Here is a 17,598-nt window from a genome sequence, read left to right on the forward strand (position 1 = left end):
GGTCCCGGTGGCCGTGTCGAGTTGTGCTACGGCCCGCACTCCGCCTACACCCTGCCCGTGGAGGCCCTTCGGGCGACGGCCGAGTCGGCTGCCGCGCGGGGAGCCCTCGTGCACATCCACGTCGCCGAGTCCCTGACGGAGGACCAGGAACAGCGGGCGGCATACGGATCCGTCCCCCAACTGCTCGATGACGTCGGCCTCCTGGACGGGCGCCTGCTGGCGGCCCACGCCGTGCACCTGTCCGCCCAGGATGTCCGGCTTCTCGCCGACGGCGGCGCCGGAGTCGCCCACTGCGCCGGATCCAACGCCAAGCTCGCCTCGGGCATCGCCGATCTCACGGCACTGCGGGCGGGCTCCGTCGCGGTGGGCCTGGGCACCGACGGACCGGCGAGCAACGACGACCTCGACCTGTGGGAGGAAATGCGGCTTGCCATGATGATGGCCCGTGCGACGACCGGGGATCCTCTCGCCCTGACCGCCAAGGACGCCCTGCTGATGGCGACCCGCGGTGGAGCCGCCGCAGTGGGGCGCCAGGACATCGGCACGCTCGGCCCCGGCGCGTGGGCCGACATGATTCACGTCGGCGTGGACGGGCCGCACTTCGCCGCGGGACTCGATGTCCCGGACGAGCAGTTGCTCGCCAATCTCGTGTGGGCCGCCGGTTCCCGGGCCGTGCGCGACGTCTGGGTCGCCGGCCAACAGGTGGTCGCTTACGGAGAACCTCTGCGCGTCGACCGCATCGCCGCCCAGCGGGCAGTGGCCACGGCGTCCGCTCACATGCTCCGGGGGTGAGCCGTTCGACGGCCCTTCCGCGTTGTAGGGGAGGGGCGATCACGCAGAGCGACTAGGGTCTCGGGTCGTTTGATGGCTTTGCCCACGTCGTAGCGGGTGGTGGGCGGCCGATTCTTCGAGCCGGGTGGCCGTCCTGGACCCGGCCGGGGTGGGTTTGGGTGCACGGGCCGGACTGCTGAGGTGGGGCGGATGTTCCTGAACCCGCGCTGGACCGGGTCGGGGTCAGCGGGGTGACGGTGCGGGTGGTCTTCTCCCGGGGGTTGCGTCGGTTGGCTGCCAGCGGCGGCGCGAGGCGGAGTTGGGTGTGGGCTGCGACGGCGAGCCAGGTCCACCGGTCCGCCGACTGCGGATCACGCAGCCTGGGGCGGCTCCAGCCCAGGGACTGCTTGAATAGGCGGAACGTGTGCTTCAGGTCGAATCGGCGCAGGTAGCACGACGAGACGAAGTCGACGTCGTCCGGGGTGGCGCCGTCGCGGAGGACCACAGCCAGACCGGTGGCGCGTCACGGCCACCGGGCAGGCAGTCGACTTTGAGCCGGATCAACCTGCCCTCCACCAGGGGGAGTTCGCCGTCCAGGTCGATCCAGGCCGAGCGGTGGGTGAGCCGGGTGTGGACCCGGTCCCACGCACGGGCCTCGGCCTTGCCGTAGCGGGGCGTGTCGTTCATGGTCACCACCGTCGGCTCCGGCCAGGTCTCAGGCTTCGCCAGACGGGAACTCCGGTCCGTGCTTGGACGGTCGGCCGCCCTTGGGGTCGTAGACGTGCGGTGGCTTCGGCAGCCGCAGGACGCGATCCGAACGAAGGCGCGCGACCAGCTCGACGGGAAGCTCGCGTAGCACCCAGGCCAGGCGCATCACGTCGTAGCCCGTGTCCGTCATGACCAGGATGTTCCGGTCGCCGCACTGCCACTGACCGGCCGCGACCAGGCGCTCGACCACAGCCCGCAGCTGGTCGGCGGTGACGGTCGCGTCGTCGCCGGTGGGCCCTGACCGGACCGCGTCCAGGACCTGCGTTCACGACGTGCGGTCCGGGGTGAGCGCGGCGACGAACGAGTACGGCCAGCCCGGGATGATCTGGGCGGCCCCACGAGAACGGCCCAGGAACCTGGCAGAACAGGCCTCGGCGTCGAAGGGGTCACACCTCGCAACGTGCTGTCGGGGGCGGGGTCTTGAGGTTGATCAGATAGTCAGCGACGATCTTGTTTACGCAGGGGTTGGTTCCTGACGCGGCGATGGTGTGCTGCTCTCCCTTGACGGTGAGCAGGCTGCCGCCGAGGGCCTTGCTGAGGGTGACCCCGGCGCGGTAGGGGGTGCTTGGATCACCGGTGATCGAGACGGTCAGAATGGGCGGCAGTCCATCGACCTGGTCGGGGAAGGGGTAGGTGACCTTCGGCGGGGCTGGCCAAGCCTCGCAGGCGTCGCGGGCGCCTTCGCGACTGCCGCCGGGATCGGCGAACGGCGCCTTGGCGTAGAGCTTTTGTCGGAACTCGCCAGCCTGCTGCGGACCCTTTCGTTCCTCGTCCATGCAGCCGATGCCAAAGTTCGCGTCGGTGAAGTTGCTGCCGCTGCCGTCCGGGTTGCGTCCGCTGAAGACGGCGCTCAGCTTCACGAACCGGGAGGGGTCGCCTGCCTGGAGCTCGGTGAGCCCCATGGTGAGCGCTGGCCAGGTCTGCTGGTAGTACAGCGCGACGATGACGGAGCCCACGAGGTCGTCGAAGGTGAACTTTTGCCCGTCTCCGTAGGGCACCGGCTTGTCGAGCAGCTTGCGGGCAATCTTCTGGAAGTTCTCCGTGGCCCGCTCCGATTCCTGTCCTAGGGGGCACTTCGGACGGGTGGCGCAGTCGGCGGCCATCTTGTCGAAGGAGCGCTGCAGGCCGGCGTACTGCGACAGCCTCCGTTCGCTGCCGAGATGGGGATCGACCGCCCCGTCGAGCACCATGGCCCGCACTTTGTCCGGGTACGCCTGCGCGTAGAGCGCGCCGATCCGCGTCCCGTAGCTCTGCCCGAGGAAGGTCACCTTCTTCTCGCCGAGGGCAACTCGCAGGACGTCCATGTCGCGGACCGTATCGCGGGTTCCCACTGCGGCGAGATTCTCCTTGCCGCCGGAGCGCTGCTCGCACTTCTCGACCAGCCGCCCGGTGTCGTCCGCGGAGAATTCTCCAGCCGACGTGATGAACTCGGTCTGTACGTCGCCGTTGCGGTACTCCCCGTTGGTGAAGCAGGTGATGGCCGGCTTGGTCGCCCCGACTCCGCGAGGGTCGAAGCCCACGAGGTCGAACCGTGCGGTCAGCGGGCTCTTTGCCAGGGCCTTGCCGGTGGCTGCGGCGAAGGGCAGACCGGGCCCGCCCGGCCCGCCTGGATTGAGCAGGAGCGACCCGGCGGACTTCTCGCGTGCGGGGACGCGCAACACCGCGACCTGCCCCGTCCTGCCTTCAGGAGCGTCGTAGTCGAGCGGCACCTCCAGCCGGGCGCACTCCAGCCGTGAGTCCGCGTAGAGCTTCTCCTCAGCCGGGCTCGTTCCGAAGCCCTTGCAGGGTCCGAAGGCGAGCTTCTGGTTGTAGAAGCGGGACAGCTTCTCAGTCGGCTGAGCGGATGCGGACGACTTCGGTTGCGGCGCGGACTGGCTGCACGCGCTGATGGCGAACAGCACGAGCAGCAGCACCGCTGACTCTTTCGGCCGGATGCCGAGGGCGGAGGGGGAGGGCATGCAATCTCCTTAACGTTGGGGGTGTGTGGTGGTGCTGGGGGGCGAGCGATGCGGCGGCTCTGACTGACTCTTGAGATCTGGCGGGGGAGGTGGGGGCGCCCGCGCCGGGATGCCTAGCTGCCCCAGCCTCCGCCGGTGCCCCTGGCCGCCAGGAACGAGTCACGTAGGGCCGCACGCAGTCCGGGGACAAGCGAGTCGAAGTGCTGGGCGTAAGCCTTGAGCGTGCGCTTGTGCTGGCGCATTTCCTTCGAGGCGAAGACGCTCAGCACTTCGCACTCGACGGGGAGTACCGCCATGGCCAGCTCGTCCGCCGGGACAGTCGCCGGGTCAGCACCGTCCAGCACGGCGCTGCGAGCTGTCGTGTGAAGGGTGAGGACCTGCTTCGGATCGTTGACGGTCACCTGGTGGGAGGCGATCGGCGAGAGGAGACTGCGCTTGACGGGTGGTGAGACGGCCCCCGCCGCAACGATCTGCTCACGCACTGGCTTCTCCGCGGTGGTGGCCTTGTTGTGCACGAACTGGAGCCAGCTCTTGGGCTTCTCCGGGGGTACGTCACGCCATACGTCGGCGAGGAACGGATCGTGGGGCGCCTCGGCATGGCTCCGGACGACCTTCTTCTTCTGGGTGGTGAGCAGTCCGTCGAAGGCCAGCTCGGCCAGGGCCGCGGCGCGCAGAAGCTGCCCACGCCCCTGGAGGTTGACGGCCTCGAACTCCTCTTTGTCCACCGTGTAGCAGAGCAGGTACATCCGCTGCGGGAGGTTCAGGTTCATTGCATCCTTCGCGTCGGGCCGAGGCCTCCGTGGCGGGGAGAGGGCGGCGGGCGGCCTACGGGGGGCGTCACCCTCCTCGCCTCCCACGACGCGTCACACCAGAACGATGGACAGAGGCCTGCGGAAACTCTCCCTGAGCAGGTGTCACTGTACGGCAAATTGACACTAAGTGACAGATCATCTGGGTTTCTAGTCTGGCTGTCCAACCTGCCCGCCGACACGGCGCTGGCCACCTTGGTGCGCACCGCGAAACTCCGCTGGCGCATCGAGCACGACTACCGGGTGATGAAGCAGGCCCTGGGCCTGGCCCACTTCGAAGGCCGCACCTGGCGCGGCTCGCACCATCGCGTCACTCTGGTCTCCGTCGCGCACGCCTTCTACACCCTCCAGCGCATCACCCGGTCCCCAAAAGAGACGGCGCCAGCCTTTGTCTCCACCAGGTCGTACGCGAACTGCAGTTACTCCTCGCACTCTGGACCGGCGCCTGCCCCACCTGTCACCGCGACCTACCGGAACCGATACCAACCTGACCAAGCACTACTAGGCCCTCGGCCCGGGCGCGGCCCCACCAGCTCGTCGATTGACCGATCATTCACGGCTTTCGCTACCTGGCCGAATCTCATGGGCAAAGGTTGATGCATCAACGTAATCCTGATTCAGTTGATACCTCAACTAGATTGTTCTCCACTCGGACAGGGGTAGCTGGTATGAGCGACAAGAAGGTCATCGCGGTCGCCGGAGCGACGGGCGCACAGGGTGGTGGCACCGCACGGGCGATCCTCGCCGATCCGGACTCGGGCTTCACGGTGCGCGCGCTGACCCGGAACCCCAACTCGCCTGCGGCCAGGGAGCTTGCTGAGCTCGGGGCGGAGGTTGTCCAGGCGGACTTCTACGACGAGCCGACCGTGCACCAAGCGTTCGAGGGTGCCTACGGCGCCTTCCTCGTCACCAACTTCTGGGCGCATGGCTCGGCGGCCAAGGAGACCGAGGAAGTAGACGTCCTGGTCCGGGCTGCCAAGGCCACGGGGCTGCGTCATGTGGTCTGGTCGACGCTCGAGGACACGCGCGAACTGCTGCCGCTGGACGACGATCGGATGCCCGTCCTCCAGGACAAGTACAACGTGCCGCACTTCGACGCCAAGGGTGAGGCCAATGAGCTCTTCACACAGGCCGGAGTGCCGACGACCTTCCTGAACACCACCTTCTTCTTCCAGGGCTTCCTGCAGGCCATGGGCCCTCAGCGCGCCGAGGACGGTGCACTGACCCTGACCCTGCCGCTGGAGGACGGCAAGCTCCTCGCCGGGGTGGACGTGGCGGACATCGGCCGCATCGCGCACGCCATCCTCAAGGGTGGTGAGCAGTTCGTCGGCGCCACCATCAGCCTGGCCGGCGACCACCTGACCGGTGCGCAGTACGCGGAGAAGCTGGGAACCGCGCTCGGCGAACCGGTGCGCTTCAACTCGGTGCCCTACGACGTCTTCCGCGCCCTGGACATCCCGGCGGCTGCGGAGATCGCCAACATGTTCCAGTATTACGGCGACTTCGACCAGGAGTTCACCGGCGCCCGCGATCTGAACCGGCTGCGCGAGATCAATCCGGCATTGAAGGACTTTGACGCCTGGCTGGCCGAGAACTCCTCGAAGATCGAGGTGAAGTGAATGAGCGCGACACAGACGGCGTCTCATGAGGGCTCGGCGGGAAGGACGAACGGGCCACTCAGCGGCAAGGTCGCCTTGGTCACAGGCGCGAGCCGTGGCATCGGTGCGGCCATCGCGCGTCGCCTCGCCCGTGAGGGCGCGGCTGTCGCCATCACCTACCACTCGTCCCCGAGCCACGCCGACAAAGTCGTCGCCGAGATCACGTCGGAAGGCGGCAGGGCGGTGGCGTTGGCGGCCGATTCGGGAGACGCCGAAGCCGTCCGCGCGACGGTCACCGGCACCGTGGAAGCCTTCGGCCGCTTGGACATCCTGGTGAACAACGCCGGAGGCGCCCACCTCGCACCGATCGGGGAACTTACCGTCGACGACTTCGACCGGGACGTCGCGGTGAACGTACGCTCGGTGTGGGTGGCCACACAGGAAGCCCTGCGGCACATGGGCGACGGAGGCAGGATCATCTCAATCGGCAGCGTCTTTGCCGAGCGGATGCCGATCCCGAACGGCACGACGTACTCCCTCACCAAAGCGGCCATCGGCGGTTTCACCCGAGCACTGGCCCGGGAGCTGGGGCCGAGGGCGATCACGGTCAATAACATCCAGCCGGGCCCGATCGCGACAGACAGCAATCCGTCCGAAGGGGACCACGCCGATCTGATGACCGGACTGACCCCGGCCAATCGGTTCGCGTCTCCCGATGAGTTGACCGGCCTGATCGTCTACCTCGCCGGCTCCGAGTCGGCCTACGTTACGGGCGCGACGATCAACATCGACGGCGGCTACACCGTCTGACACCAGCGACAGCCGTGGCTGAGGTCGCTGGCCTGGGCGTTCGGTGCCCAATGCGGCGGTGCCGTCGTGTGAAGCGCTCCGGGTCTGATGCAGGCTCGGGCCTGTCCCGGAGCGGTTCACGGCACGAACGCAGACAACACACTCACCGAATCGTTCAACGTAGCCCTCAAACGCGAGACGCTCCATGGCACCCGCCGCTTCCACGGGGCCCCGCCTGCCGCCTCCCCAGGCTTCCGCTGGACCACGCCCCCCGTATCTTCTTCGCGGTCCTGCAAGGGGACCGCGAAGAAGATACGGGGGGCCTCGGCGAGGTGCCGGTCGTCAGGTGCGGTGGCCAGGGCCGAACAACAGGGAGACGACGCTCTCTCCGGTAGGCCAGTAGTCGGCCGACGCCTTCTTCACCCGATCCTCGTAGAGCTCTTCGGCCCGGCGCATGTTGGCTTCGTTGAGCTTGCCGCGTCTGGCGAGAGCCGCTGCCATGGCCAAGGCAGCAGGAGCGGTCAGTGGGGACTGATGGACCTCCAGGAGTGCCTGGGCTTGCGTCTCGGCGTTCCTGGCGGACCGCCACCGTTCGTCGATCGCGCTCTGAGCTGAGCGCCCCTCATCCTCTGCGCGCCGTCGCATCGACTGATGCGCGGCTTCCGTCTTGGTCTGCGCAGAGCGCCGCAGCAGATCCTGCAGGGACTGTCGGTCAGACGCAGAGAGGGTCAGCATGAAGTTCCGTCCTTCGGAGTTCTCAAGCCACCGTGAGACGCCCAGGCCGGCATCCTTCGCGAGCCTGCGCACCTCATCAACCAGCTGATACGCCCGCGTAGCCTGCTGAGTTGCCTTCTCCACGTCTTCAGGGGAACGAGGCAGACGGTCCCGGGAGCCTGCAGCGTTCCGACTCAGACGCTCAAAGTCCTGTCGGTCAGCTTCAGAGAGGGTCAGCATGAACTTCCGTCCCTCGGGGCTCTCAAGCCACCCTGAGATGTTCACGGGCTCCGTGTTCTGCTGCTGGTGACGGGTGTCGTAGAACGGCTCCGGAAACATCCGCGCCCACATCCGACGTATGAAGCCCATGCCTCTCCCCACGCTTCTGTGATCTCAGCATGGCAACGGGCGTGGCGAGTGTCCACGGGGCCTGTCCTCGACGAACGACGTGATGAAGTGGTTCACGGCTATGGGAGCGCAATAGGTCCGAGGCCAACTGCGCCGAGGCAACGTCGTCCTTGACCAGGCTGTGCACCGGCTCCCCGCGGTGCTCGGGCGTTTGTGCCGATGACCGCGCGCCGCACGTCCCGGGGCACCTCGCTCACGGACACGCGGGCGGCGGCCTCGTCGACGAGGTTCTTGTCTGTGGCGCATGCGGCGACGAGGGCCTGGAGGCCGCTCGCTCCAACCTGTGCCTCCAGGACCGCCGCGTCGCCGACCTGGAGGCCAAACTCGTCGATCCGACCGCGATCACCTGACCTCGACGCTCCACTTCGTCCGAACGCATGGCCAGAGGACCCGCGCCCAGGCTGTAGCGGCGAACGGCCGGTTCGCGGCACGAGAGTGCGTTCAGCGGTCGCGTGCTCAGCGGCATGGCAGGACGTTTCTGATCGGCTGGCCAGCGACGATCTCTCTTGCCTGCGGCTTGATCGACTTGTGTTCTGGAACGGTGAGCGCGTACCGGTCATGAGTGGTCCGCCAATGGATCAGCTCGTGAATTCGCCGTCGGCGAGTGCCGTGGCGGAAAGCCTGCCGCGTGGTGCGGCGGCGTCCGCGGTCCCCAGGCACTGTCCACCGTCGAACAGTCCCAGTTCGTAGTGCACGGTGTGCTCGTCGTGTCCGCTGACGGCGATCCCGATGTCGTAGGAGCGAGGGTGAAGGACTTCGCCGAGGTAGGTCACGCGGTAGCGCCAAGGGAGGTATCGGGGGAGCTTCCTGGCAGCGTCGTCTCCCAGCAGACGGTGTGCATAGGACGCGATCGCCTCGTCGTACCAGCCCAGTTGGGCGATGTAGTTGACGTGCTGGTTGAGGTCGACGTCCCCGACGCGGCTGTGGACGGTGGCAGCGGCCGGGTAGTACTGCCGCTCGCGGCGACGCGGGTCGGGTTTCGACGCGACTGCTGCACCGGTTTCCGGCAGTTGCAGCTCCTCAAGGTCGGCGAGCAGTTCGTCCGGCAAGGTGATCGACCCGGACTTGTCGGCGAGGACGATGGTGGCTTCAGCCGTGGCGACGAGGTGCCCGTCGACGAACATGCCTTGACCGTAGGTGTACGAGGACCGTCCGATCGCGCGGATACCGGTGCCGATCCGGACGGTCGCGCCGACCTTGCCGAACGCCGTCTGCTGTTCGACACGCTGGCCGACAAACAGGATCTGGTACGGCTTGAACCCGCCGTCCGCCGTGAGCTTGTCGAAGCGCGAGAAGCGCAGACCAACCCGGGGATGCTCGAACAGACGCGTCAATGCCACTGTGCTTGTCGTGCCGTCCGGTGCGAGGTCGCCGAACCGTTGAACCACCTGCTGGTGGTCAGGAAAGTCGTCCTCGGTCAGTAGCGCGGCGTTGGACTGTTCGTCGATGGTCAACGGGAGTTCCTTTCACGATGGTCACCAGGCCATGGGCAGGGACCGCAGGCCGTAGATCAGTGCACGGTGCTTGAAGGCGGGTCTGGCGGCGGGGTCGGCGAGGCGCAACCCGGGGAACCGCTGCAGCAATGCCGGCAGCGCCAGCTGTAGTTGGAGGCGAGCCAAAGTCGCGCCGAGGCAGTGGTGGATGCCGTGGCCGAAGGCAACATGCGGACAGCGGCCACGGGTGACGTCGAGGTCGTCTCCGCCATCCAGCAGCGCCGGATCGCGGTTCGCCGCGGGCAGCGAGGTAACCACGTGTTCGCCACGCCGGACCAGGTGCCCGCCGATGGTGGTGTCCTCGACAGCTACCCGGACGAAGCCGGCGTGCAGGACCGAGGTGAAGCGCAGCAACTCCTCCACCGCGTCCTCGACCGCGCTCGGATCGTCGCGCACCAGCGCGAGCTGGTCGGGGTGGCGCAGCAACGCGAGCGTTCCGAGTGAGATCACGTTCGCAGTGGTCTCGTGGCCGGCGATCAGCAGCAGGTCCGCCAGGCCGACCAGCTCTTCGTCGGAAAGCGCACCCGTGCCGTGCTCGCGGATCAAGAGACTCAGCAGGTCGTCCCCTGGCTTTTCCCGATGCCGTGCGACCAGGGTGTGCATGTAAGCGTCAGCTTCGGCGTCCAACCGCAGCCGTTCCTGCGGGGACATGGTCGTGTCGAAGAACCGGTTGCTGCGTGCACCGAACTCGGCCCGGTCGGCGAACGGCACCCCGAGCAACTCGCAGATCACCAGTGACGGCACCGGTAACGCGAACGCGGAAACCAGATCGACGGGCGGACCGGCGGCCTCCATCGCGTCCAGGTGCTCGTCGACGATCTCTTGGATCCGCGGGCCCAGCGCCTGGGCCCGCCGGACCGTGAACGTCGCCGTCAGCAGCCGCCGCAGGCGGGTGTGCTCGGGTGGATCCAGCATCAGCAGCCGCCCGGCACGGCGTTGCTTCATCTCTTCGTCGTCCACGCCCTCGGCTGCCAAGCCGGGGGACGGGCCGATCGCGTCAAGGCGGAGCCGTTCGGCATCGCTGTGTACGGCCCGGACATCGTCGTAGCGGCTGAAGAGGGTGGCCTCGTGCCCCAGCGGCGATCGCACCCGGTAGACCTCACCGGAGTCACGCCGGCTCCGCACGCCCGGGTCGATATCGAACCCGTTCCGCAGGGCGACCAGCTCGTGCAGGTCTGTCATGGGCCCATTGCACCGCATGCACGCACTGCGCGCAACATCGCGTTCAACACCGCTCTCGTCGTCTGGTGCTGCGCCCACTCCGCTCGACTAAGCTGTCGCCATGCGTCAGCGTTGGAACGAGCAGACCATCTTGGACGCTGCCGTGGAGCTGCTTTCCGGCTCCGAGGGGGACGAGGTGTTCAGCATGCGCAAGCTGGCCGCCGAGCTGGGTACCGACTCCTCCAGCCTGTATCGCCACTTCCGCAACCGCACCGAGCTGATGCTCGCGATCGTGGACCATGTGCTGGTCCAGGCCATGCACGGCTACCGGCGGCAGGGGACCTGGCGTGCGCGGCTCGTCGACCTGACCCTGCGCTCGTGGGATGCGTACGCCGCGATGCCGCAGCTGGCGAAGGACGCCAGCCACTATCCGGGCAGCGGGCCTGGCAGCCAGCTGGTGATCGAGGAGACCCTGCAGGCCCTCAGCGACGCCGGGGTGCCCGAGGAACTCATCCCTGAGTGGTACCACAGGCTGGTGACCTTGTCCGTGTCCCTGATCTCCGCGCACGCTGCCAGCCAATCCTCCGGCCCGACCGAGCGAAAGCGGAGACTGGAAACCTTCCGAGTGATCACGCTGGGCGCCGACCCGGCAGACTTTCCCGCGCTGGGTCACTACGGTCGCCGCATCGAACCCGTCGGTTTCACCCGCGAGAGCTTCCTCGCCACAGTGGAGCTGGTGCTGGACGCGGTGCCTGCGCGCCAAGAACGAAGCTGAACCAGAAGGTCAGTGAGCGAACGGCCCTCGGGCTTGCGCGCTGCCCCTGCCTGACAGTCTGCCGGGCGGGAGAGCCTCCCCGCCGCCCACGCCGACGCCTCCGAAGTCCAACGCGAGAACCAGAAGTCGTTCCTGACCGTCTACACTCCCGACCCGCAGTGATGGCGGCACTACTACCCACGGAATCGAACACGCCGGACAGCGGCCTGTCGACATCGGTCCCTGATCGACCCGATCCGCCAGTGTTTCGGATTCCGACCAGGTCGTGCGGTGCATCCGGGAATCGGCATGAGCGGAGGTTCGCGGCGGCGACCAGCGGCTGTCCGTCGGTCCGGTCCCGTCAGCTGAGATTCGGCACTTTTGAGGTCACCGACCGCCTGAGATGTCCAGGACCGCCTTGCCGTGGAGGCGGCGGGATGTCAGCAGGTCAACGGCCTCATCCGCGCGACTCCAGTCGCCGCGCCAGCCGATGTGGGGCGTGAGCACCTTCTCGGCCATCAGCTGGGCCAGGTGTTCCAGATCCTGGCCGGGCGCAGGGCCGTCCAACGAGTAGAACGTGACGATCGCGCGTCCGTGCCGGTTCTCACTGCCGAGAAAGGCACCCGGCGGGAACGTGACGGGACGCGAGGTGACGTCGCCGACGGCGACGAGCGTGCCGTGGGCGGCCAGCTTCGCGAAGGACTTCACCAGCTGCTGCCCGCCGACCGAGTCCACGACGGCGTCCATGTCGCCGTCGGCGTGCTCGGGCCCGGGAACGACCTCGTCCGCGCCCATCGCCCGAAGGGCATCGCCATTTCTGTCAGGGTCGCCTGTGGACGCGGTGACTCGAGCGCCCTGGGCGTGGGCGAGTTGCACCGCGAATCGTCCTACGCCGCCCGTCGCGCCAGTGATCAGAACGCGCTTACCGGACACCGGTCCGAAACGGCGCAGAGCGCGAAGGGCGCTGAGTCCGGCAACAGGCAGCGTGCTGAGCGCGCCAGGATCGCTGCCGACCGGTACGGGGGCCAGCGCCCCGGTGTCCACGGCGCGGAGTTCGGCCCATCCGCCATCGGCGCCGACGGTGAGCACGGGGGTGCCGACAGGTGGTCCGGATCCGTCGGCGGCGGCTTCTTCCACTTCGCCGGCCGCATCCCAGCCGAGAACGTGCCCCGGCACCGCCGTGGCAATGCCGTGGCTCACCTCGCCGAAGTTGAGCGAGGTGGCGACAACGCGTACCAGTGCCTGGTGGGGCGCTGGCCGGGGTGCTTCCGCCTCACCGAGACGGATACCTCTAGGCGTTGAGCGGTCGATGAGCAGGGCGCGCATGGTCGGGCTTACCTCCTCCGCCGTCCTCCCGGGCGGCAGGAGAGGCGGCACGTGGCGCTGCTGGTCTTGGGGCCGCGAGCAGCATGTGGTTTACGGGGTCGGGACAGCCTTGGTGGTGGAACCGCAGGCGGCGATGTCGTCGCCGGGCGCCGCGGGCCAGCGGCTCCCGGCCGGGTTCATCGGCGTGGTTCCCAACGAAAGAGGCGGGAGGCCAGCCCGACAGCGACGACGACCCAGCCCAGTGTGGGGACCAGCAGGATCAGGGAGTCCGCGACGGGTACGCTGCCGTCCCAGGCATTGACGACCAGTTCGGTGGCCGCGCCGCCGGGTAGTAGCCGCTTGAGCAGGGTGAGATTTTCGGTGCCGGTGAGGCCTACCCAGCTGGCGACCGCGATCACCGACATGCTGACGGGCAGCGTCGTCACCTGAGCGTGCTCCGGCGAGTTCGTGAGCCCCGCCGTGGCGAGTGCCAGGCCGACCATCATGGTCAGCGTGGCCAGGACGGCAGCCGCGAGGAGCGGGATCTGGGACGGTTCGGTGGCGACCGCGCCGAGCACGGTCAGGATCGCGACCGCTTGGACCAACGCGATGACGGTGACCGGCAAGAGCAGCCCGGTGAGGATATCGACGTCGCCCGCGGCGGTGGAGCGCAGCCGTTTGAGGAAGAGGTTCTGCCGACGCGAGGCCAGCGTGGTCACGGCCGTGGTGTAGAGCCCGAAGGCCATCACGGTGAACATCACGATCGCCGCGATGTAGCCGAGGCCAGCCATATCCTCGAAGATCTCGTACTGGTAGACGAAGTACGCACTGATGGCGACCGGCACGATAAGTCCGGTGACCAGAACCAGCCGGTTCCGGAAGATCTGGATCAGCTCACTGCGAGCGATCGCGAACATGGGGGTTGGGTCCCTTCGTGGCAAAGCGTTGGTGGGTTCAGCCGCCGGTGATGGCGCGGAAGACATCGTCGAGGCGGGTCGGACCGGACTCCAGTTCCCGGAAGTCCACCCTGGCGTCGTGAGCCCAGCCCAGCAGGCGGTAGAGGTCCTCCTGCAGGCTGAAGGTCTCCACGCGGAAGGCCCCGTCCACCTGCACCGCTCCCATTGGCGGCTCGGGAGCGCCGGCCGGGAGAACGAAGGTGATCACCGACGGCAGGGTGTGCGTCAGCTCGACGACGGTCCCCTCACGGTGGAAGGTCCCCTCGTGCATGAGCCCGATGCGATCGGCCCGTTGCTGCGCCTCCTCCAGGTAGTGAGTGGTGAGCACGACCGTGGATCCCTCGTCGCGCAGCCTGTCGACGGCGGCCCAGAGCGCGTCGCGGGACTGGATGTCCAGGCCGGTCGTCGGCTCGTCCAAGATGACCAGCTCGGGCCCGCCGTACACGGCGGTGGCGAAGTCCAGACGGCGTTTCTCGCCGCCGGAGAGTTGCGACACCTTGGTGCCCGCCTTGTGGGTCAGACCCACGATGCCCAGAACGCGGTCGACGTTGTCGTGCCGCCGGGTCAGCGTGCCGATCAGCCGGACCGACTCCTTCACCGTGAGATCCGGGGAGAAGCCGCTCTCCTGCAGCATGATGCCCATCCGCGAGCGCACGGCAGCGCGGTCGCGCGGGCTTTGCCCCAAGACGCGGACGGTGCTCGACTGGGCCGGCCGGTGTCCCTCGATGACCTCGAGGGTCGAGGTCTTGCCTGCGCCGTTGGTGCCGAGCAGTGCGTAGAACTCGCCACGCCCCACCTGGAACGAGAGATCCTTCACGGCATGGAAATCGCCGTAGCGGACGTTGAGGTTCGTGACCTCGATGACTGCTGTAGTGGACATGCCTCGATTCCACCGGCCGCGACGCGCTCCCAATAGTGGCTTCGCATCACGTCCGCGCCATGACATTCCTGCCAGGCAGGCATGACGCAGTGTCACTGGTGGACCGGAAGCTCCCTACGGATACTGGCTGAACGATGTCTGAAATTACCGAGGCGACGGCACAGGGACGGCTGCGTCGGCTCAACCTGATCCTGGTGCTCCCGATGGTCGCTGTCAGCGGGGTGCTCATGGTGGCGTTGGACGCCGAGTCCTGGTTGGACGCTGTGGTCCTGGGTCTGGGTGTGGTCGCGGCACTGGTGGCCTTCCTGTCCTGGGCGGCGGGCAGTCTGGCCCGGGTCGCCGTGCCGTGCCTGGTCCTCGCCGCGGGCGTCTGGCTCTTCGGTGCGCTGGTGGCCGGGAGCGGGAAGGCGATCTTCGGCCTGGCCATCGTGGGCCCGTTGGTCGTGCCGCGCCTGCGCCGCCATCGTGGCGCAGCCGCCGTCACCCTGGTCGCCTACGTTGCTCTCGTGGGCGCGGCACGGTTCCTGATGACGGATGACGACCCGCGTCAAGTGCTGATCAGGTATGTCATCGTCCCCGCGGGCCTCACCGCCATCGTGACGGGGCTGATGTTCCCCAACAAGCGGTTCTACGATGTCGTCCACGAATTGGAGGAGTCGCGCAGGCATGAGGCGGAGCTGGCCGTGGTGCGCGAGCGTATACGGTTCGCCAGCGACCTGCACGACATCCAGGGTCACACCCTGCACGTGGTGAAGCTCAAGGTCGCCCTTGCACGGAAGCTTGTGCACCGCGACCCCGGCCGGGCGGAGCAGGAGCTGCTTGAGATCTACTCGCTCGTCAGCGACACCATCACCCAGACCAAGGAGCTCGTCTACGCGCAGCGTCGACTCAACCTCCCCGCTGAGCTGGAGAATGCGAAGAACCTGTTCGAGGCCGCCGGCATCACGGTACACATCCGTCGCGTTGCGGACGCGGACAGTCACGCGGGCGAGCTGCTCGGCCAGGTCCTGCGCGAGACAACGACCAACATCCTGCGGCACGCCCAGGCCCGGGAAGTCCGGATCACGTTGTCCGAGTCAGGCATCACCATCGTCAATGACGGCGCACCAGACAAGCCGCCCTCAGAACTCAGCGGTCTCGCCGTTCTCGAACAACGTGTGGCCGACAACGGGGGAAAGCTCACAGTGGACCAGAAGAACGGGGATTTCCTGACCGCCGCCGACATCCCGTCGCCCGGTCCCGAGGCACAGGAGGCCCGATGACCACCGTCGTACTTGCCGACGACGAGGCACTCCTGCGCAAGGCGCTCGCAGCGCTGCTGCCGCTCGAGGGCGACATCACCGTCCGCGCCGAAGCCGCGGACGGCGAGGACGCAGTCCGCGCCACCCTGCGGTACCAGCCCGACGTCCTCGTCATCGACCTGGAGATGCCCGGCGCCGACGGGCTCAGCGCCGTCTCGGCGATCCGCAGCGTCCGGCCGGACCAGGTGATCCTGATGCTGACCAGACACGCCCGGCCCGGGGTACTGCGCCGGGCACTGAAGCTCGGCGTCCAGGGGTTCGTCAGCAAGTCCGCTGAACCGGCACACATCGCGTCCGTCATCGCGACCCTGCACGAGGGACGGCGCTGGATCGACCCGGACGTCTCCGCACTCGCCCTCATCGACGACAGCCCCCTGACCGACCGCGAGGTCGACGTCCTGCGCGCCACGGCAGGTGGCTACTCAGTCGCCGACATCGCCGGTCAGCTCCACCTCGCCGAGGGCACCGTCCGCAACTACCTGTCCAATGCGATGCGCAAAACCCAGACCCAGACCCGGCACGAAGCGGCGCGGTACGCCCGCGAACACGACTGGCTGTGACCGCACCTGACGAGTAATGGGCTACGAAGAGATTGTGGTCCTCATCCGACCTGGACCGCCTGATACTGCGATGGAAGGTCCTGTGCTCGAAGCCTCCGGCCAGCGCCAGGCTGACGTGGCCGTGGAAGACGCTGCCCAGCATCCGGACCGCGTGCGTCTGGTCCGGCTCCGTCAGGCTCGACAGAGGCATGAAGGCGACGCAGTGACTTCAAGTCAGAGTGCCCACCGCACTCCCTTCCCTGTCGCATCGAGTGCAAGGCGGGCTGCCCGTGATCCTGATCGGTATCGACCCCCACAAGTCCTCCCACACCGCTGTCGCCATCGACCCTGCGGGCTACCAGACCGGCCAGCACCGGTTCGCCGTCAACGCCGGCACCTTCCGTCGGCTGATGCGCTGGTGCGAGCAGTGGCCCGAACGCCGCTTCGCCATCGAAGGCGCCCGCGGCCTGGGCCGCACACTCGCCCAGCAGTTGGCCGCCGCGGGCGAGAATGTGGTGGACGTGCCCTCCACGCTGTCGGCCCGAGCCCGGCTGCTGGCCACCGGCGGCGACCGCAAGACAGACGCAGCGGACGCCCTTCACGTCGCCCAAGTCGCCCTGTTCCGCCACGACCTGCGACCCGTCGAGCCCGAGGACCAGACCACGATCCTGCGGCTGCTGACCGAGCGGCACGACGACCTCGTCCACGAACGCACCCGCGTCCGGCTCCACGCCATCCTGCGTGACCTGCTGCACGGCGGCGCACCCACCGGCCTGTCCGCCGACAAGGCCGCCGCCGCCATGAAGACCATCCGCCCCGTGACCGCCACCGACGCCTGCCGCCGCGACATAGCCCGTGATCTGCTGGCCGACCTGCGCCGGCTGGACAGGCAAGTCAAGGAGAACGAAGCCGAGATGCGCGACGCCCTCGCCGCGGCCCGCACCACGCTCACGACCCTGCCGGGCCTGGGCACCGTGCTGGCCGCCAAGGTCCTCGGCCACGTCGGCGATGTCAGCCGCTTCCCCACCGAGCACCACTTCGCCAGCTACACCGGCAGCGCACCCCTGGACGCCTCCAGCGGCAACAACGTCCGCCACCGGCTCAACACCGGCGGCAATCGCGCATTGAATTCGGTGCTGCACATCATCGCCGTCTGCCAGATCCGCGACGGCGGGCGCGGCAAGAGTACTACCTGAGGAAGATCGCGGAGGGAAAGACGCCGACGGAGGCCCGCAGGGCCCTCAAACGCCGCCTGTCCAACGTGGTCTACCGGATCATGAAACGCGACCTCGGGAACCAACTCGCCCAAGCCGCTTGACACACAGAGGCGCTGATCAGTTTTCTGATCTCAGAAGCCGTATCTCTATCGGTCATCAGGACAATTGGGATCGAAC

Annotated in this window: 18 protein-coding genes and 2 pseudogenes; 9 read left to right on the top strand and 11 right to left on the bottom strand. The window is 67.8% G+C overall.

Annotation, left to right across the window (positions count from 1 at the left end; genetic code table 11):
* Positions 1 to 792: amidohydrolase family protein (locus AB0I98_RS29380; RefSeq protein WP_362947238.1), on the top strand; the 792-nt coding region annotated here is incomplete at its 5' end.
* 408 nt (positions 793 to 1,200) lie between these two features.
* Here AB0I98_RS29380 and AB0I98_RS29385 read toward each other — a convergent pair.
* From AB0I98_RS29385 to AB0I98_RS29400, 4 genes are all read right to left on the bottom strand, one after another.
* Positions 1,201 to 1,458 carry a hypothetical protein gene (locus AB0I98_RS29385; RefSeq protein ID WP_362947240.1) on the bottom strand — a complete coding sequence of 86 codons (258 nt, stop codon included), beginning with the start codon at positions 1,456 to 1,458 and terminating at the stop codon, positions 1,201 to 1,203.
* Positions 1,459 to 1,486: 28 nt separating this feature from the next.
* Complete coding sequence (locus AB0I98_RS29390) at positions 1,487 to 1,729, bottom strand: transposase (RefSeq protein WP_362947243.1); 243 nt, start codon at positions 1,727 to 1,729, stop codon at positions 1,487 to 1,489.
* Between the two features lie 196 nt (positions 1,730 to 1,925).
* The gene (locus AB0I98_RS29395; protein WP_362947245.1) at positions 1,926 to 3,497 is read right to left on the bottom strand and encodes an alpha/beta hydrolase; all 1,572 of its coding nucleotides are present in this window, start codon (positions 3,495 to 3,497) and stop codon (positions 1,926 to 1,928) included.
* Between the two features lie 113 nt (positions 3,498 to 3,610).
* Positions 3,611 to 4,267 (bottom strand): GPP34 family phosphoprotein, encoded by a 657-nt coding sequence (locus AB0I98_RS29400; protein ID WP_362947248.1) that lies wholly within the window; start codon positions 4,265 to 4,267, stop codon positions 3,611 to 3,613.
* A 195-nt stretch (positions 4,268 to 4,462) separates the two neighbouring features.
* Between AB0I98_RS29400 and AB0I98_RS29405 the strand changes: the two are divergent.
* The 3 genes and pseudogenes from AB0I98_RS29405 to AB0I98_RS29415 form a co-directional block, all read left to right on the top strand.
* Positions 4,463 to 4,678, top strand: a pseudogene (locus AB0I98_RS29405) (transposase); the annotation flags it as partial.
* Positions 4,679 to 4,974: 296 nt separating this feature from the next.
* Positions 4,975 to 5,925: an NmrA/HSCARG family protein gene (locus AB0I98_RS29410; protein WP_362947251.1), complete on the top strand. Its 951-nt coding sequence runs from the start codon at positions 4,975 to 4,977 to the stop codon at positions 5,923 to 5,925.
* Positions 5,926 to 6,714 carry a 3-oxoacyl-ACP reductase family protein gene (locus AB0I98_RS29415; RefSeq protein ID WP_362947253.1) on the top strand — a complete coding sequence of 263 codons (789 nt, stop codon included), beginning with the start codon at positions 5,926 to 5,928 and terminating at the stop codon, positions 6,712 to 6,714.
* A 321-nt stretch (positions 6,715 to 7,035) separates the two neighbouring features.
* On the opposite strand, the gene AB0I98_RS29420 is transcribed toward AB0I98_RS29415, so the two are convergent.
* Positions 7,036 to 7,776, bottom strand: a complete 741-nt coding sequence (locus AB0I98_RS29420; protein ID WP_362947256.1) for a hypothetical protein — start codon at positions 7,774 to 7,776, stop codon at positions 7,036 to 7,038.
* A gap of 149 nt (positions 7,777 to 7,925) precedes the next feature.
* On the opposite strand from AB0I98_RS29420, the gene AB0I98_RS29425 reads away from it, so the two are divergent.
* Positions 7,926 to 8,165, top strand: coding sequence for a hypothetical protein (locus tag AB0I98_RS29425; RefSeq protein ID WP_362947258.1), 240 nt, complete (start codon positions 7,926 to 7,928; stop codon positions 8,163 to 8,165).
* A 228-nt stretch (positions 8,166 to 8,393) separates the two neighbouring features.
* On the opposite strand, the gene AB0I98_RS29430 is transcribed toward AB0I98_RS29425, so the two are convergent.
* Together AB0I98_RS29430 and AB0I98_RS29435 are read right to left on the bottom strand one after the other, a co-directional pair.
* Positions 8,394 to 9,269: a hypothetical protein gene (locus tag AB0I98_RS29430; RefSeq protein WP_362947261.1), complete on the bottom strand. Its 876-nt coding sequence runs from the start codon at positions 9,267 to 9,269 to the stop codon at positions 8,394 to 8,396.
* A gap of 21 nt (positions 9,270 to 9,290) precedes the next feature.
* Positions 9,291 to 10,490 carry a cytochrome P450 gene (locus AB0I98_RS29435; RefSeq protein ID WP_362947264.1) on the bottom strand — a complete coding sequence of 400 codons (1,200 nt, stop codon included), beginning with the start codon at positions 10,488 to 10,490 and terminating at the stop codon, positions 9,291 to 9,293.
* A 100-nt stretch (positions 10,491 to 10,590) separates the two neighbouring features.
* Between AB0I98_RS29435 and AB0I98_RS29440 the strand changes: the two genes are divergently transcribed.
* Positions 10,591 to 11,244, top strand: coding sequence for a TetR/AcrR family transcriptional regulator (locus AB0I98_RS29440; protein ID WP_362947266.1), 654 nt, complete (start codon positions 10,591 to 10,593; stop codon positions 11,242 to 11,244).
* Positions 11,245 to 11,610: 366 nt separating this feature from the next.
* Here the strand turns inward: AB0I98_RS29440 and AB0I98_RS29445 are convergent, their stop codons facing one another.
* The 3 genes from AB0I98_RS29445 to AB0I98_RS29455 all read right to left on the bottom strand — a co-directional run bounded on the left by AB0I98_RS29445 (position 11,611) and on the right by AB0I98_RS29455 (position 14,364).
* A complete protein-coding gene (locus tag AB0I98_RS29445) occupies positions 11,611 to 12,549 on the bottom strand; it encodes a zinc-binding dehydrogenase (protein WP_362947269.1) in 939 nt (312 codons plus the stop codon).
* Between the two features lie 176 nt (positions 12,550 to 12,725).
* Complete coding sequence (locus tag AB0I98_RS29450; RefSeq protein ID WP_362947272.1) at positions 12,726 to 13,445, bottom strand: ABC transporter permease; 720 nt, start codon at positions 13,443 to 13,445, stop codon at positions 12,726 to 12,728.
* A 37-nt stretch (positions 13,446 to 13,482) separates the two neighbouring features.
* On the bottom strand, positions 13,483 to 14,364 hold the full coding sequence (locus tag AB0I98_RS29455; protein ID WP_362947275.1) for an ABC transporter ATP-binding protein: 882 nt from the start codon (positions 14,362 to 14,364) through the stop codon (positions 13,483 to 13,485).
* Between the two features lie 134 nt (positions 14,365 to 14,498).
* Here AB0I98_RS29455 and AB0I98_RS29460 point away from each other — a divergent pair, with 134 nt between their 5' ends.
* Both AB0I98_RS29460 and AB0I98_RS29465 read left to right on the top strand, forming a co-directional pair.
* Positions 14,499 to 15,626, top strand: coding sequence for a histidine kinase (locus AB0I98_RS29460; RefSeq protein ID WP_362947277.1), 1,128 nt, complete (start codon positions 14,499 to 14,501; stop codon positions 15,624 to 15,626).
* Entirely contained in the window at positions 15,623 to 16,225 is a 603-nt protein-coding gene (locus AB0I98_RS29465) for a response regulator transcription factor (RefSeq protein ID WP_362947280.1), read from the top strand. The genes AB0I98_RS29460 and AB0I98_RS29465 overlap by 4 nt, the downstream gene beginning before the upstream one ends.
* 82 nt (positions 16,226 to 16,307) lie before the next feature.
* Here AB0I98_RS29465 and AB0I98_RS29470 read toward each other — a convergent pair.
* Positions 16,308 to 16,400, bottom strand: a pseudogene (locus tag AB0I98_RS29470) (TetR-like C-terminal domain-containing protein); the annotation flags it as partial.
* Between the two features lie 94 nt (positions 16,401 to 16,494).
* Between AB0I98_RS29470 and AB0I98_RS29475 the strand changes: the two are divergent.
* The gene (locus AB0I98_RS29475) at positions 16,495 to 17,400 is read left to right on the top strand and encodes an IS110 family transposase (RefSeq protein WP_362947283.1); all 906 of its coding nucleotides are present in this window, start codon (positions 16,495 to 16,497) and stop codon (positions 17,398 to 17,400) included.
* Positions 17,401 to 17,598: the final 198 nt, after the last annotated feature.

Origin of the sequence: Streptomyces sp. NPDC050211, from assembly GCF_040656035.1 — a bacterium.
Lineage (GTDB): Bacteria > Actinomycetota > Actinomycetes > Streptomycetales > Streptomycetaceae > Streptomyces.